This window comes from uncultured Campylobacter sp. (assembly GCF_938045405.1).
Lineage (GTDB): Bacteria > Campylobacterota > Campylobacteria > Campylobacterales > Campylobacteraceae > Campylobacter_B.
On sequence record NZ_CALIMW010000198.1, the window covers coordinates 1 to 12,613 of the forward strand.

The following is a 12,613-nucleotide window of genomic DNA, read 5'->3' on the forward strand; positions in this document are numbered from 1 at the left end:
GAGCGGCGCTTGCGCGCGGCGGATTTTACGTCGAGCACACGACCGCGGCTACCTACGCGGCGTATCTGCGCTACAAAGAAAGCCATGATCTGCAAGGAGATAGCATTATCCCGCTTTGCGGCGCGGGGCTAAAGAGCGATCATTAAATTTAAGCGCTCGACGTGGAATTCGCGCGACTAGCTGGCGGCGAGGAATTTAAAATTTTGCAACTTTAAATTTAGCGAGTATATGAGCCGATGTTTTAGCGGGATGTATAAATTTACGGCTCATAGGCTTTTAAATTTAAACTTGTATCGAGGTGTGAGGATATGCCTTTGCTTGAATATGATGTGGGTGATACGACGCATTTTATGGGCGACTTTGCTGCTGGCGGAATTTGTAAAATTTTATCTGTCGATAGCCGGGCGGTCGCCTTTTAAATTTGAAATTACGATTAAAATTTTATAAAAACTAATCTGCAAGGTGCGGCGCTATCTACCCATTTCGTTTATAAAATTTAGCCATTTTTATCGCTCTTGGTGAGTGAGCTGATACACAGAGGCTCAAATTCGCGCGATTATTTCGAGTTTTCTTTAGCGATGCGCGTAAGCTTAAGCACAAATTCGCTTTTTGCCGCAGTATAGGCGTCGCGGTCAAACTCATAGCGCTTGCAAAGTTCTAATTTAAGCGCCTCATACCGCTCGGCGATATCCGCATTCGCCCGCAAAAAATCTCTAAAAAATATCTCGTCCGCATCGCCGAAATTTCGCAGATGCACGTGAAAAACGCGTTCGGCAAATCCCGCTTCGGTATAGCCCTTATTTAGGCTGCAGCGGCTCTCACTTTCGCTCATTAGCAGATAGCCCGCGTCTATCAGGCGCTGTTTGGCGGCGGCAATATCCGAGCATTCGATCAAAATATCTACGATCGGCTTCGCCCAGATCCCGCTTACCGCGGTGCTGCCGATATGGTGGATCTTGATCTCGCCGGGGTCTCGCAGCAGCCCGCGCAGAATTTCGCGCTCCTGCCTAAAGTATTCGCTCCAGCGCGGATCGTGCGGCACGAGACGTATCGGAAAGAGCCGCCACAGCTCCTGCAGGCTCATCGAAAGGAGTTTATTGCTCATCTTAACTCCAAAGTATTGGGTGAAATTTGAATGAATGGCGGGTAGATAGGGATTCGAACCCTAGAAGGCTGACGCCTTACGCGCTTTCGAGGCGCGCTCCTTCGACCGCTCGGACATCTACCCGAATAAAAATGTAATTTAAGCCAAAAATGGCTTAATAACAGATTTAAAAATGAAATTCCGCGTGAAATTTCGCCTAATTTTGCGGGCAGGGGTTGAAATTTAACGGCGCAAATTTAGATTTCGTTTTAAATCTATGGCTTAAGGTACGACCCGGCGCGTCTTTCAGCTCGTGCAAAATGCGGCGTAAAGCTGCTCGCCAAGCGCAGTAAGAGCGTGCTTGCGTATGAGTTTCGCCCCTCGAATACGCTGCGCCGAGCGTTTGGCGTTTATCATATCGCAAGCCGTTTTGATAAGCTCCTCGTTTGAAATTTGAGCCATTTTCTCCCTTTAGATTGAAATTTTACGCAAAAGCTCATCGTCGCGGCGGTGAAAAATCACTCGCCGTTTATAAATTTCATGCGCCGCCCTACAAAACCGAGATAAAAATTTTGATCTCGTCTCCGCCGTAAAACTCAAAATCCGTTCTAAACGCTCTTTTTAGTTCGCCGGCCTCAAAAAAGCTCCAAATTTTGCCCCAAAACTTTGCTACGTTTTGCGGCTCATTTGGAAAGCTAAAAACGGCGTATTTGCCGCTTTTGATCTCCAAGGCTTCGTCGCTGCGGGGCGCTTTGGTGCCGATAAAGATATCGTAAAGCCCGTCGGCGCCGTCTTCGTAATCGTAATAGACGCCGTAAATCTCGCTCTGCCCGTCATAGCACTCTTTCATAAATTCCGCCCACAGCGCGGGAATTTTGCCGCTTCCACCTAGCTCGTCCGCGTTTTTCGTGCGGGCTTTTAACCCGTAAATTTTAAATCCGTCTAAATACGAAATTTTGATTTTTTCGCTCAAATTTCGCCCTTTCCGTTACTGCTCTAAAAGCTCTCTCGCCTGCTTTGCGATCGTGACGTCGGTGAAGCCGAAAAGCTTAAATAGCTCGCTCGCGTTGCCGCTTTCGCCGAAGCTTTGCATGCCGTGTACCGCGTCTGCAAATTTATACCACTCAAGCGCGCTTGCGGCTTCGACGGCTAAAATTTTAGTTTGCGCCTGCAGGATTTGCGCCAGATAGTCAGCGTCCTGTTCGCACAAAAGCTCGAAGCACGGCGCGCTTACGACGTTTGCGCCGATGCCTTGCTCTTGCAGGATCGCCGCCGCTTTTAGGCAGAGCGAGACTTCGCTGCCGCTTGCGATGAGCGTGATCTGCGCCTCTTTGCTCTGCCTTAGCAGATACGCGCCGTTTTGCACGTCGCCCAAAACCGCCTTAGGTAGCGGCTCAAGCCCTTGGCGCGAGCAGACGAACGCCGCGGGCGCATTTAGAGCAAGCGCCGTGCGCCAGCATTTTACGTTTTCGTTGCCGTCTGCGGGGCGGAAGGTGTAGAAGTCTGGCATCGCGCGGAAGGTGCTAAGCTGCTCGATAGGCTCGTGCGTAGGTCCATCCTCGCCCACGCCGATGCTGTCGTGCGTGAAGACGAAATAGTGGCGCAAGCCCATCAGCGCTGCGAGCCGAGCGCCCGTTTTGAGATAGTCGCTGAATATAAAAAACGTCGCGCTGAACGGAATAAAAAGCCCGTATCTCGCGAAGGCGTTGCCGATCGCCGCCATCGCGTGCTCGCGGATGCCGAAGTGTAAATTTTTGCCGCAAGGAAAGTCGCCGCCGCCCTTTAGCTCGGTCTTATTCGACGCCGCCAAATCGGCGCTTCCGCCCAAAAAGCCGGGCACCGCGTTTGCGATGGCGTTTAAAATTTTGCCGTTGCTATCGCGCGTGGCGACCTTAAGCCCGCTAAAATCAGGGAATTCTATCTTGCTAAAATCGGGATTTAAAAGCTCGTTTAAAAGCGCTCTTTTTTCATCGCTTAGCTTCGCAAGCTTCTCCTTCCAAAGCCGCTCCTCCAAATCACCCTTCTCGACCGCAGCGCGCGTCGCAAAAAGCACGTCCTCGCTTACGACGAAGCTTTGGGCTGGATCAAAGCCTAGGCTTGCTTTAGCGCGCGCAAGCAGTTCCTCTCCAAGCGGCGCGCCGTGCGTCTTGGCCGTGCCCTCAAGCTCGAGCGCGCCCTTGCCGATTGTGGTGTTTGCGATGATGAGGTAGGGCTTAGTTTTGTTTTTGACCTCGTCAAGGACAAATTCTATCTGATCGAAATTATGCCCGTCGATGCGTGCGACCTCAAAGCCTTGCGCTTCAAATCGCACTTTCACGTCCTCAAACCATGCGATATCGGTGCTGCCGTCGATCGTGATGCCATTAGAATCATAAATTATCGTTAGATTATCGAGGTTGTGTCTGCCCGCAAGCGCGCACGCTTCGTAGCTGATGCCCTCCTGTAGATCGCCGTCACCGCAGAAGCAATAGACGCGGTGATCGATGATCTCGTTACCCTCCTCGTTTAGCAGATGCGCGGCGTATTTTGCGGCCATCGCAAATCCGACTGCGTTTGCGACGCCCTGTCCGAGCGGCCCGGTAGCGATCTCGACGCCTGGGGTAGTGATCTCCGGATGGCCCGGTGTTTTGGAGTGCAGGCGCCTGAAGCTTTTTAGATCGTCCATACTCAAATCGTATCCGCTAAGATAGAGGTAGCTATACACGAGCGCGCTTGCGTGCCCGCCAGAGAATACGACGCGGTCGCGATTCAGCCACGCGGGATTTTTGGGGTTGTGGCGGACCTTGCTCATAAAGACGCTCATTACGTCGCTTAGCCCCATCGGCGTGCCGGGATGGCCTGAGTTGGCGCTTTGGATCATATCCGCGCTTAGAAATTTGATCGTATTTGAAATTTTACTTAGCTGCTCGCTCGACATTTTTCATCCTTTCAGGTATTTTTCTATCAAATTTAAAACCAAATCGCGTAGGCTCGCATCATAGCCCGCCATCGCGCCGCCCACTTCGTCTATCAGGCGCTGCTTGTAGCTTCTAGCGCCCGCAAGTCCGAGTAAATTTACGAAGGAATTTTTCGCGCCGTCCGCTCCTACGGGCTTGCCTGCGCTTGCTTCGTCGCCCGTAGCGTCGATGATGTCATCCTCGATCTGAAATATAAGACCTAGCTTCAGCCCGATCTTATAAAGCTCATGCGCGAGCTCGTCCTTTAGCCCGCCGATTATGGCGCCTAGCTCAAACGCCGCTGCGATGAGCGCGCCCGTTTTATGCAGATGCAAAAACTCAAGCTCGTTTTGCTTTAACGGGCTGTTTTCAAAACGGCAATCGATCGCCTGACCCAGCACCATGCCGCTGCTGCCTGCGTTTCGCGCTAGAGTTTTAATGCATTTTATCTTAATCTCGTCGCTTAGGTTCGCGCTCGCGGCGATCAAAAACGCGTCTGTATTTAGCGCATCGCCCACCAAAATTGCCGTGACCTCGTCGTATTTTTTGTGCAGGCTCGGCCGTCCGCGGCGCAGATCTGCATCGTCCATCGCGGGCAGATCGTCGTGGATAAGCGAGTAGGTGTGGATCATCTCAAGCGCCATCGCGATCGCCAGCGCGCCCTCAAAGCGCCGCTCATCCACTGCCGAAACGACGCCTAGCAGCAGCTGCGCGCGAAAGTGCTTGCCGCCCGCTTGCAGCATGTAATTGAGCGCCTCCTCGAAGTACGGATGAAAGCTCGGCACCTTCAGCTCGTTGCGCTTCAAGTAGTCTTTAAATTTTTCTAAAATATCCATCGATCCTACCTTGCGGTTTTGATTTACTCTGCTTGGGCGCGCCCTTGACGAATGCAAATTCGCGCCCTTCGAATACCTTTTCGTCGCGCAGCTAAAATTTGCTGTCGCGAGCCGTTTGTGCGTCGCGTAGAAGTAATCATGCCGCTTAAAATTTTAAATTTTAATTTCCCTAGCTTTACGCAGTGCGCGAGGCGAAGGATGCTCCGCTTTTTTGAGCCGCATCTTACGCTCGATTTGCTCGCGGATGTCGCGCAACGGCTCGCCTTGCTTTGCATTTAAGCCGTGCGAGCTAAATTTTACTTTGCGCCGCAGCGTAGCAGCTCGCCGAAATTTTAGAATTTGCCCTCACGCCACCCATTAAATTTGACCGATTTGCTAAGGTTGAAATTTAATAACCTCGCGTCAAATCAAGCGAGCTGTGCTTTATGCAAACCGTATTGCCACAAAAATCTAAATTAACGCCGCCTTATAAAATCGGGCTTCATTTAGTTCGCTACAGAAGCCGCTTGCTTCGTAAAATCCAAACCGCTCGCCAGGCGGGAAGTAGTCGCCCTCTCTAAAAAGCCTATTTTCACCATTTTTGAACTACGCTTAGCCCTTATTGCCAAGCAGATCACCCAATCCGCCGAGCCCTCCTAGCATGGACGCTGCGACGCCTTTCTTTTCATTTTCGACGAGTTTTATCGCGTCGCCTATCGCCGAAATTAGCAGGATCTGCAAGCTCTCTTTGTCGTTAAAAAGGCTGTCGTCGATGCTTAGATCGAGCACCTCGCCCGCGCCGTTTAGCCTGATGGCGACCATGCCCGCGCCCGATTTTACGGTAAATTCCTTGCGCGCATTCTCCTCCTCGATCTGCTTAGCCTTGGCCTGCATCTGATCGAGCATCTGCCCCATTTTCGAAAAATCCATTCCTTCAAACATCTTTACTCCGTTATTTGGTTTTTTTCGTTTACCTGCACGATTTTTGGTTCGAAATCTTTCGCTTTTTTGGCGCTCATCTGTGCGTAAGCCACGATGATGACGACGTCGCCGACGCAGACTTTACGCGCAGCCGCGCCGTTTAGGCAGATCTCGCCTTTTTTTTCGCCGCGGATCACGTAGGTAGCGAAGCGCTCGCCGTTATTGACGTTTAGGATCTCGACTTTTTGGTACTCGCAAAGCCCAGCAGCTTCGATGAGCTCGGGTCCGATCGTGACCGAGCCCACGTAGTTGAGGTTGGCGTCCGTCACGCGCGCGCGGTGGATTTTGCTTGATAAAATTTCGATTTTCATCACCTATCCTTTAAATTTAGTCTAAATTCGACCCGCCTCGCGCCGCGACGAGCTCGCTTACGACCTGCTTGTCGCTGAAGGGGTGCTTCACGCCCTTGATCTCCTGGTAGGTCTCGTCGCCCTTGCCTAAAATAGCGATCATCTCGCCGTTTTTGGCAAGATCTAGCGCGTGCGCGATCGCCTCTTTGCGATCCGCGATCTTTAAAATTTTATCCTTTCGGCGCATACCGGCGCAAATCTGCTCGATGATTTCGCTCGGCTCTTCGCTGCGCGGATTATCGCTCGTGACGATGCAAATTTTGGCAAAGTGCTCGGCGATAGCGCCCATTTTCGGACGCTTGCCGTGGTCACGATCGCCTCCCGCGCCAAAAACCGCGATGATCTCGCCGCTTGTGCGCAGTGCGTTTAGCACCTTTTCGATACCGTCTGGGGTATGGGCGAAATCGACGATCACAAGCGGGTTTTTATTTACGATCTGCACGCGACCCTCGACGCCGCCGAAGTTTGCCAGGGCTTTTGCGATCTTTTCGTTCGGCAGCTTGGTCAGAATTTTAACCGCCGCAAACGCTGCGGTAAGGTTGTAGAGATTAAACTCGCCGATCAGATCGCTTTGCAGCTGCGCATTATCGCCGTTTGGAGTGCGCACGAGCGCGTCGATGCCGCCCTTTAGCCCGTATCCGCTCACGCCAAAGCTCGCGGGGTTTTTTATGCCGTAGGTAAGGGCGTTTGCGGGGTTAAATTTAATGTGTCCGTCGTCGGCGTTTATGAGCTTTGGCGCGTCGTCCGCAAAAAACGAGCTCTTGACTGCGGCGTATTCTTGCATGCTGCCGTGATAATCGAGATGATCTTGGCTCAAATTCGTAAAAATTTTAAGCGCAAAATTTAGCCCCTGGATGCGGTTCTGTGCGATTGCGTGCGAGCTGACCTCCATAACGAAGTACTCGCAGCCCTGCTTGCCGGCTTCGTAAAGATAGCTCATCGTCTTAAAAACTGAGCTCGTCGTAAGCCCCTTCTCGTCGATTCTGCGCTCGTTTATGAAGGCGCCGCGCGTGCCGCTTAAGCCGCAGCTAAAGCCCAGATCCAGCAGCGTCGAATAGATCGCCGCCGCGGTCGTGGTCTTGCCGTTCGTACCGGTGATGCCTACGATTTTGATGCGCGGATCGATCTTTAAAAGTTCCTTTGCTTGCGCGATAGAGATGATCTGCGCGCCTTTTTGCGCCGCTTCGGGTTCAAATTTAGCGTTCGCGTCAGTGTGCATAAAAAAGCAGCCCGCCTCGCACTCGGCGGAGTTATCGGTGATAAAGCTATTTTCGAGTCGTATTTTCATGATTTTTGATTTTTTGCATCAGCGCTTCGAAGCGTTCATCGCCTGCATACGCGGCGGCCGAGCTCTCGACGTAATTAAGCCCCATTTCGTAGTAGCCGTTTTCTATCAAATTTTCTAAAAATTCTATCATCTCGGTTTTGTCCGAAATGGCGATTTTGGAGGAAAAAATGATCGATTCGAAGGCGTCTTTAAAGCCCTTTTGACCTACCGCTCGCATAAAATCGGCATAGGCGATAACGGCGATCTCGTCCTCGGCGCCGGGTTCGGAAGCCGCTTCATTCGCGATCTTTTCATTAATGGAGTTTAAAATTTTAAAAAGCTCCGCGGTGTGAGTTTTTGGGCTGAGGTTGTAAAAATCAAAGAGCATAAGCGCCTCTTCGCGGTCTGCCATCGCGGTCTGGCAAAGTTCAAGCAAAAATAGAATTTCCTCCTCGCCACTTTTTTCGTATGCGAGCGAAAAATATAGCTTCGCAAGTTCGAATTCTCCGCGCGAAAAGGCCTTTAGCCCCAGTTTTTTATAGTTCAAACTCTTCGCCTTCGGGGATGTTTACGACGCTAAGCTCGGGGTGAATATCCATGCGAAGCTGGCGCTCGACGCCGTATTTTAGGGTCTGCGCACTTGCGGCGCAGCCGTGGCAATGCCCGGTAAGGCGGACATAGACGACGCCGTTTTTTATGCCTAAAAGCTTCATATCGCCGCCGTCGTTTTGCAGCATCGGTCGGATTAGCTCCAAGCTGCCTTGTACCGGAGCTAGAAGCTCTTCATCGCTAAATGGTATCATTAAAATTCCTTGTTTTGGTTTTGGCGAATTATATCCAAAAGCGATAAAAAAAGGCTTATCGGGGATGAAATTTAATCTGGAATTTTGCGCTAGGAGCGTGGATTTTGCGCCGTAGGTTGTAAAGAATTTATGCAGCGCGGACGGCTGAGCTATGATTTTAAAATTTTATCGATCCGGTAAGGATAAAGTTTGCGAATTATCTAGCTCACATATATTTGAATTTGACCTATTTGCGCCATAAATTTGGGATGAAATTTTAGCCCGGTCGGGAGCTATATTTGGGATGAATTTTGCTTGAGCGGGAGAGGAAATTTTAAGCAAACTTCCTAAATTTAATCAGGACAAGTACCGATACGATTAAATTTTATAAAAACAATTCTGCTTTCAATCGCAAATTTCGCGACTACAAAAGCCTGGGCGGCGAATATTATTTAAAGCTCGTAGATGAAATTTACGCTATGTTTTATATCGATCACGGCTGTGAAATTTCAGCGCGGGTGCGTGCAATCACGGCAAAATTTCTATCGGCGTGCCGATTTTCACGTGCTCGAAAAGCTCGTCCATATCGTCATTGACGAGCGCTATGCAGCCCTCCGTCCAGTCGCCGAACGCCGCGATACTCTGCCCTAGGTAGCTGAATTTATTCGGTAGCCCGTGGATTTTGATATCGCTGCCTGCGCTCTTGCCGAGGGATTTTGCGTGCGCTACGTCGGCTTTGTTCGGATAGGAGATGCCTAAATTTAGATGATACGCCGAGTTTGGATTTTTGCCGTTTATGGTGTAGTTGCCCTCCGGGGTTTTGCCGTCGCCTTGAACTTCTTTATGTCCTTCTGGCTCGCGTCCGAGAGCGATTTTGTAGCTTTTCGCGACGCCTTTTGAGGTTAAAATTTCAAGAATTCGTTTGGATTTATAGACGCGGATTTTAGAGATTTGCTCGCCGCCCAATGCCTGCTTTAGCGAAATTTCAGAATTGATCGTTTCGATATTTTTGTAGCTAAGATAATTGTCCAATGCCCACGCTAGGCCCGCAGCGACGATAATAAGCGGGAGTAAAGCTTTAAATTTCATAGAAGAAATTTCGGGAGTGATCCCGAAATTTTATTTGCTGATTAGCTCGATATAAGCCATCTCTGCGGCGTCGCCCTTGCGAAGGCGGGTTTTGATGATGCGAGTGTAGCCGCCGTTTACGCCTGCGTATTTTGGAGCGATCTCGGTGACTAGCTTATTTGTCGCAGCCTTATCTTGAAGCGCCGCGAAAACAAATCTATGCGCCTCGCTGTCGCCCTTGCGCGCGCGAGTGATCAGCTTCTCGGCATAGCTTCTTAGCTCTTTTGCCTTAGGAAGCGTGGTTTCGATCTTGCCGCTAGTAACTAAAGCGATGGTTAAATTTTTAAGCAGGGCGGCACGGTGAGACGAAGTACGCCCTAGCTTCCTATATCCGTGATTATGTCTCATTTATTGTCCTTCATTCTTTTGTCTTTGGGCCTTCAGCTCGTCAAGCTTGCGTTTTAGCTGCTCTTTTTTATCGCCGAGCTCTTGGTTGCCGATAGGATAACCGATCTCCTCCATTACGGCCTTGATCTCCTCAAGCGATTTTTTACCTAAATTTTTAAGGTCTTTAAGCTCGCTCTCCTCCATAATCGCTAGCTCGCCGATAAATCTAATATCCGCGCGATCCAGGCAGTTGAAGCTTCGCGCGCTTAAGCTTAGATTGCTAACGCTCTCAAAAAGCTTTGCAAACTCGGAATTTGCAGGGATAGCTCTACCGAAAGTATCGGCAGCGCTGATATTTACGATACCTTTGAAAACCGCCAGCTGCTGATACATCGCCTCAAGCGCGTTTTTAAACGCATCTATCGCGCTGATCTGACCGTCGGTAGTAATCGTAAAGACCACCTTCTCGTAGTCGGGATTATCCTCTACAAATACGTTTTCGATATCGTAAACGGCCTTGGTTACCGGGGTAAAAAATGCATCCAGCGCGATAAAATCAGCGTCTAAATTTTCTCTGATCTCTTCGCTTGGGACGTAGCCGATACCCTTTTCGATGATGAGCGTAAATTTAAGATCGGCATCCTCGTTTATCGTAGCCAGATAGGCGCTTGGATTTACGATCTCTACGGCGTCGTTATTTAGGTCGCTGCCGTAAATTTCTTTAGGTCCTTTAAAGCTGTATTCTACGACCTCGCGTAGGGAATCGCCCTTGATTTTAAACCTTAAGCCCTTTAAATTTATGATAAAAGCCGCCATATCCTCGAGCATGCCGCGCATGCTGTCGAATTCGTGGCTTACGCCTTCTATTTTAACCGCAGTCGGCGCAAAACCGACCGTGCTCGTATAAAGTAACCTTCGTAAAGGATGAGCTAGAGTGACGGCATATCCCGTTTCAAAGGGATATGCTATGATTTTAGCAACATTTTCGCTGACATTCTCAACCTTTATTTCAGTTGGCATATGAGCTGATGTTGTGATTTTTCTCATATTAGCACCTACTATTTCGAGTAAAGCTCTACGATAAATCTTTCCTCTACAGGAATAACAACTTCTTCTCTCTCCGGAACTCTAGAAAAAATTCCGTATCTTTTCTCTTTTTCTACATCTACCCACGCTACGATGCCGGTCTGTGCAGTAAGATCCAGCGCTCTTGAAATTTGCGGGTTATTTTTGCTCTTCTCGATCACTTCGATCTTTTGTCCTGCGCGAACGCTGTATGAAGGGATATCGACGCGCTTGCCGTCTACCAAGATATGTCCGTGCGTAACGAGCTGGCGCGCAAATCGTCTAGTCGTAGCAAAGCCCATGCGGTAAACGACGTTATCTAGCCTCTGCTCTAAAAGCTGAACCAAAATCGCTCCGGTGTTGCCCTCTCTGCGAGCCGCTTCGGCAAATAGTCTGCGGAACTGTTTCTCGCTTACGCCGTACATAAATTTAGCCTTTTGTTTCTCGCGAAGCTGTGAGCCGTATTCGCTTAGTTTAGCGCGTCTTTGTCCGTGCTGACCCGGAGCGTAAGGGCGTTTTAAAAGCGCGCTCTTGCCCGCAAGCCTTCTCTCGCCTTTCATAAATAGATCGACGCCGAGCCTTCTTTCTAATTTTTCAACCGGTCCTGTATATCTAGCCATAAATTTCTCCTTTTATAATTACACGCGACGTCGTTTAGGCGGTCTGCAACCGTTGTGCGCAAGAGGAGTGATATCTTTGAAATATGTAACTTTAATCCCTTCTACGCTACCTACGCTTTTAACGGCAGTCTCGCGTCCGCTTCCCGGACCCTGAACTTTGACGCCTACCTCTTTGATGCCGTGCTCTTTGGCTTTGTTTAGCGCGTCCTCGACGGCTTGCTGCGCCGCATAAGGGGTGGATTTTTTGCTGCCTTTAAAATTTAAAGCGCCCGCACTGCTCCACGCGATCGCGTTGCCCATCTCGTCCGTTACGGTAATCATAGTGTTGTTAAACGTAGCGGAGATGTAAACTATGCCTTTGGCGATATTTTTTCTGACGGTTTTTTTCTTAACTACTTTTTTTTGTGCCATATCTCAATCCTTATTTAGCTGCCGCGCCGACGGTTTTACGTTTGCCTTTTCTGGTTCTGGCGTTCGTTTTTGTTTTTTGACCGCGAACAGGAAGGCCCTTTCTGTGTCTTAAGCCGCGATAGCCGCCCAAGTCCATAAGCGCTTTTATATCCATAGCCACTTGTTTGCGAAGATCGCCTTCGACCATATAGTGCTCTTGGATCTCTTTTCTGATAGCGGCGGCTTCATCTTCGCTCAGATCGGCGACTCTTTTATCGTAAGAAATTCCTGCCGCATCGAGAATTTTTCTCGACGTAAATAAACCTATACCGTAGATATAAGTTAGTCCGTATTCAATCCTTTTTTTCTTTGGTAGATCTACACCTGCGATACGAGCCATAACTTATCCTTGTCTTTGTTTATGTTTTGGATTTTCACAAATAACGTGAACAACACCTTTGCGCTTGACAATTTTACATTTGTCGCACATTTTCTTAACGGATGGACGAACTTTCATTCCACTCTCCTAAAATTTTCTCCACTTTAAATGCAAACTGCACCTAGGTTTAATGAAATTTCAAAAGCGAAAGTATCAAACCAACTGTTTTCAAAATAGTGGGGATTTTGAAAACACTTCTTCCTACAGTTTAGTCGCAAAATCGCGAGTATATCTAAATTTAACTTTATCCTTACTTATAGCGGTAGGTGATCCTGCCTTTATCGAGGCTGTAAGGGGTCAGCTCGACTTTTACGCGATCGCCCGGCATTATCTTGATGTAGTGCATCCGCATCTTGCCAGCGATATGACATAAAATCACGTGTTTGTTGTCTAGCTCAACCTTAAAAGTCGCGTTCGGCAGCGCTTCTA

At 49.3% G+C, this 12,613-nt stretch carries 18 protein-coding genes and 1 tRNA gene; all 19 read right to left on the reverse strand.

Features of this window, described 5'->3' with window-relative positions; translation table 11 throughout:
• Positions 1-556: 556 nt before the first annotated feature.
• Positions 557-1,105: a GrpB family protein gene (locus Q0140_RS07550; protein WP_297963431.1), complete on the reverse strand. Its 549-nt coding sequence runs from the start codon at positions 1,103-1,105 to the stop codon at positions 557-559.
• A 35-nt stretch (positions 1,106-1,140) separates the two neighbouring features.
• Positions 1,141-1,228, reverse strand: a tRNA-Ser gene (locus tag Q0140_RS07555).
• 162 nt (positions 1,229-1,390) lie between these two features.
• Positions 1,391-1,546, reverse strand: a complete 156-nt coding sequence (locus Q0140_RS07560) for a hypothetical protein (protein WP_297963432.1) — start codon at positions 1,544-1,546, stop codon at positions 1,391-1,393.
• Positions 1,547-1,634: 88 nt separating this feature from the next.
• Complete coding sequence (locus tag Q0140_RS07565) at positions 1,635-2,045, reverse strand: GyrI-like domain-containing protein (protein WP_297963450.1); 411 nt, start codon at positions 2,043-2,045, stop codon at positions 1,635-1,637.
• A gap of 27 nt (positions 2,046-2,072) precedes the next feature.
• The gene (tkt, locus tag Q0140_RS07570) at positions 2,073-4,001 is read right to left on the reverse strand and encodes a transketolase (protein WP_297963434.1); all 1,929 of its coding nucleotides are present in this window, start codon (positions 3,999-4,001) and stop codon (positions 2,073-2,075) included.
• A gap of 3 nt (positions 4,002-4,004) precedes the next feature.
• Positions 4,005-4,856, reverse strand: coding sequence for a polyprenyl synthetase family protein (locus Q0140_RS07575; RefSeq protein WP_297963436.1), 852 nt, complete (start codon positions 4,854-4,856; stop codon positions 4,005-4,007).
• 591 nt (positions 4,857-5,447) lie between these two features.
• Complete coding sequence (locus tag Q0140_RS07580; protein WP_297963438.1) at positions 5,448-5,777, reverse strand: YbaB/EbfC family nucleoid-associated protein; 330 nt, start codon at positions 5,775-5,777, stop codon at positions 5,448-5,450.
• Between the two features lie 2 nt (positions 5,778-5,779).
• A complete protein-coding gene (panD, locus tag Q0140_RS07585; RefSeq protein ID WP_297963440.1) occupies positions 5,780-6,127 on the reverse strand; it encodes an aspartate 1-decarboxylase in 348 nt (115 codons plus the stop codon).
• 16 nt (positions 6,128-6,143) lie between these two features.
• Positions 6,144-7,454: a UDP-N-acetylmuramoyl-L-alanyl-D-glutamate--2,6-diaminopimelate ligase gene (locus Q0140_RS07590; RefSeq protein WP_297963442.1), complete on the reverse strand. Its 1,311-nt coding sequence runs from the start codon at positions 7,452-7,454 to the stop codon at positions 6,144-6,146.
• Complete coding sequence (locus Q0140_RS07595) at positions 7,432-7,980, reverse strand: histidine kinase (protein WP_297963444.1); 549 nt, start codon at positions 7,978-7,980, stop codon at positions 7,432-7,434. Before Q0140_RS07595 ends, Q0140_RS07590 begins: the two co-directional genes overlap by 23 nt.
• Positions 7,970-8,236 (reverse strand): NifU family protein, encoded by a 267-nt coding sequence (locus tag Q0140_RS07600; RefSeq protein ID WP_297963446.1) that lies wholly within the window; start codon positions 8,234-8,236, stop codon positions 7,970-7,972. Before Q0140_RS07600 ends, Q0140_RS07595 begins: the two co-directional genes overlap by 11 nt.
• A 507-nt stretch (positions 8,237-8,743) precedes the next feature.
• Entirely contained in the window at positions 8,744-9,247 is a 504-nt protein-coding gene (locus Q0140_RS07605) for a L,D-transpeptidase family protein (RefSeq protein ID WP_297963448.1), read from the reverse strand.
• Positions 9,248-9,334: 87 nt separating this feature from the next.
• Positions 9,335-9,691, reverse strand: coding sequence for a 50S ribosomal protein L17 (rplQ, locus tag Q0140_RS07610; RefSeq protein WP_005869862.1), 357 nt, complete (start codon positions 9,689-9,691; stop codon positions 9,335-9,337).
• Complete coding sequence (locus Q0140_RS07615; protein WP_177387178.1) at positions 9,692-10,717, reverse strand: DNA-directed RNA polymerase subunit alpha; 1,026 nt, start codon at positions 10,715-10,717, stop codon at positions 9,692-9,694.
• Between the two features lie 11 nt (positions 10,718-10,728).
• Positions 10,729-11,355 (reverse strand): 30S ribosomal protein S4, encoded by a 627-nt coding sequence (gene rpsD / locus Q0140_RS07620; protein ID WP_005869858.1) that lies wholly within the window; start codon positions 11,353-11,355, stop codon positions 10,729-10,731.
• A gap of 18 nt (positions 11,356-11,373) precedes the next feature.
• On the reverse strand, positions 11,374-11,766 hold the full coding sequence (rpsK, locus tag Q0140_RS07625) for a 30S ribosomal protein S11 (RefSeq protein ID WP_177387174.1): 393 nt from the start codon (positions 11,764-11,766) through the stop codon (positions 11,374-11,376).
• A 10-nt stretch (positions 11,767-11,776) separates the two neighbouring features.
• The gene (gene rpsM, locus Q0140_RS07630) at positions 11,777-12,145 is read right to left on the reverse strand and encodes a 30S ribosomal protein S13 (protein WP_005869856.1); all 369 of its coding nucleotides are present in this window, start codon (positions 12,143-12,145) and stop codon (positions 11,777-11,779) included.
• A 3-nt stretch (positions 12,146-12,148) separates the two neighbouring features.
• The gene (gene rpmJ / locus Q0140_RS07635) at positions 12,149-12,262 is read right to left on the reverse strand and encodes a 50S ribosomal protein L36 (RefSeq protein WP_005869855.1); all 114 of its coding nucleotides are present in this window, start codon (positions 12,260-12,262) and stop codon (positions 12,149-12,151) included.
• Positions 12,263-12,434: 172 nt separating this feature from the next.
• Positions 12,435-12,613, reverse strand: a 179-nt coding sequence (gene infA / locus Q0140_RS07640; protein WP_297963452.1) for a translation initiation factor IF-1, incomplete at its 5' end; no start/stop codon positions are given.

Excerpts from the sequence above, each read along its gene's own strand:
- panD (WP_297963440.1), bottom strand. The coding sequence starts at position 6,127 with ATGAAAATCGAAATTTTATCAAGCAAAATCCACCGCGCGCGCGTGACG.
- tkt (WP_297963434.1), bottom strand. The coding sequence starts at position 4,001 with ATGTCGAGCGAGCAGCTAAGTAAAATTTCAAATACGATCAAATTTCTA.
- Q0140_RS07560 (WP_297963432.1), bottom strand. The coding sequence starts at position 1,546 with ATGGCTCAAATTTCAAACGAGGAGCTTATCAAAACGGCTTGCGATATG.
- Q0140_RS07550 (WP_297963431.1), bottom strand. The coding sequence starts at position 1,105 with ATGAGCAATAAACTCCTTTCGATGAGCCTGCAGGAGCTGTGGCGGCTC.
- Q0140_RS07590 (WP_297963442.1), bottom strand. The coding sequence starts at position 7,454 with ATGAAAATACGACTCGAAAATAGCTTTATCACCGATAACTCCGCCGAG.
- Q0140_RS07600 (WP_297963446.1), bottom strand. The coding sequence starts at position 8,236 with ATGATACCATTTAGCGATGAAGAGCTTCTAGCTCCGGTACAAGGCAGC.
- rpmJ (WP_005869855.1), bottom strand. The coding sequence starts at position 12,262 with ATGAAAGTTCGTCCATCCGTTAAGAAAATGTGCGACAAATGTAAAATT.
- rplQ (WP_005869862.1), bottom strand. The coding sequence starts at position 9,691 with ATGAGACATAATCACGGATATAGGAAGCTAGGGCGTACTTCGTCTCAC.
- Q0140_RS07575 (WP_297963436.1), bottom strand. The coding sequence starts at position 4,856 with ATGGATATTTTAGAAAAATTTAAAGACTACTTGAAGCGCAACGAGCTG.
- rpsD (WP_005869858.1), bottom strand. The coding sequence starts at position 11,355 with ATGGCTAGATATACAGGACCGGTTGAAAAATTAGAAAGAAGGCTCGGC.
- rpsM (WP_005869856.1), bottom strand. The coding sequence starts at position 12,145 with ATGGCTCGTATCGCAGGTGTAGATCTACCAAAGAAAAAAAGGATTGAA.
- Q0140_RS07580 (WP_297963438.1), bottom strand. The coding sequence starts at position 5,777 with ATGTTTGAAGGAATGGATTTTTCGAAAATGGGGCAGATGCTCGATCAG.
- Q0140_RS07615 (WP_177387178.1), bottom strand. The coding sequence starts at position 10,717 with ATGAGAAAAATCACAACATCAGCTCATATGCCAACTGAAATAAAGGTT.
- rpsK (WP_177387174.1), bottom strand. The coding sequence starts at position 11,766 with ATGGCACAAAAAAAAGTAGTTAAGAAAAAAACCGTCAGAAAAAATATC.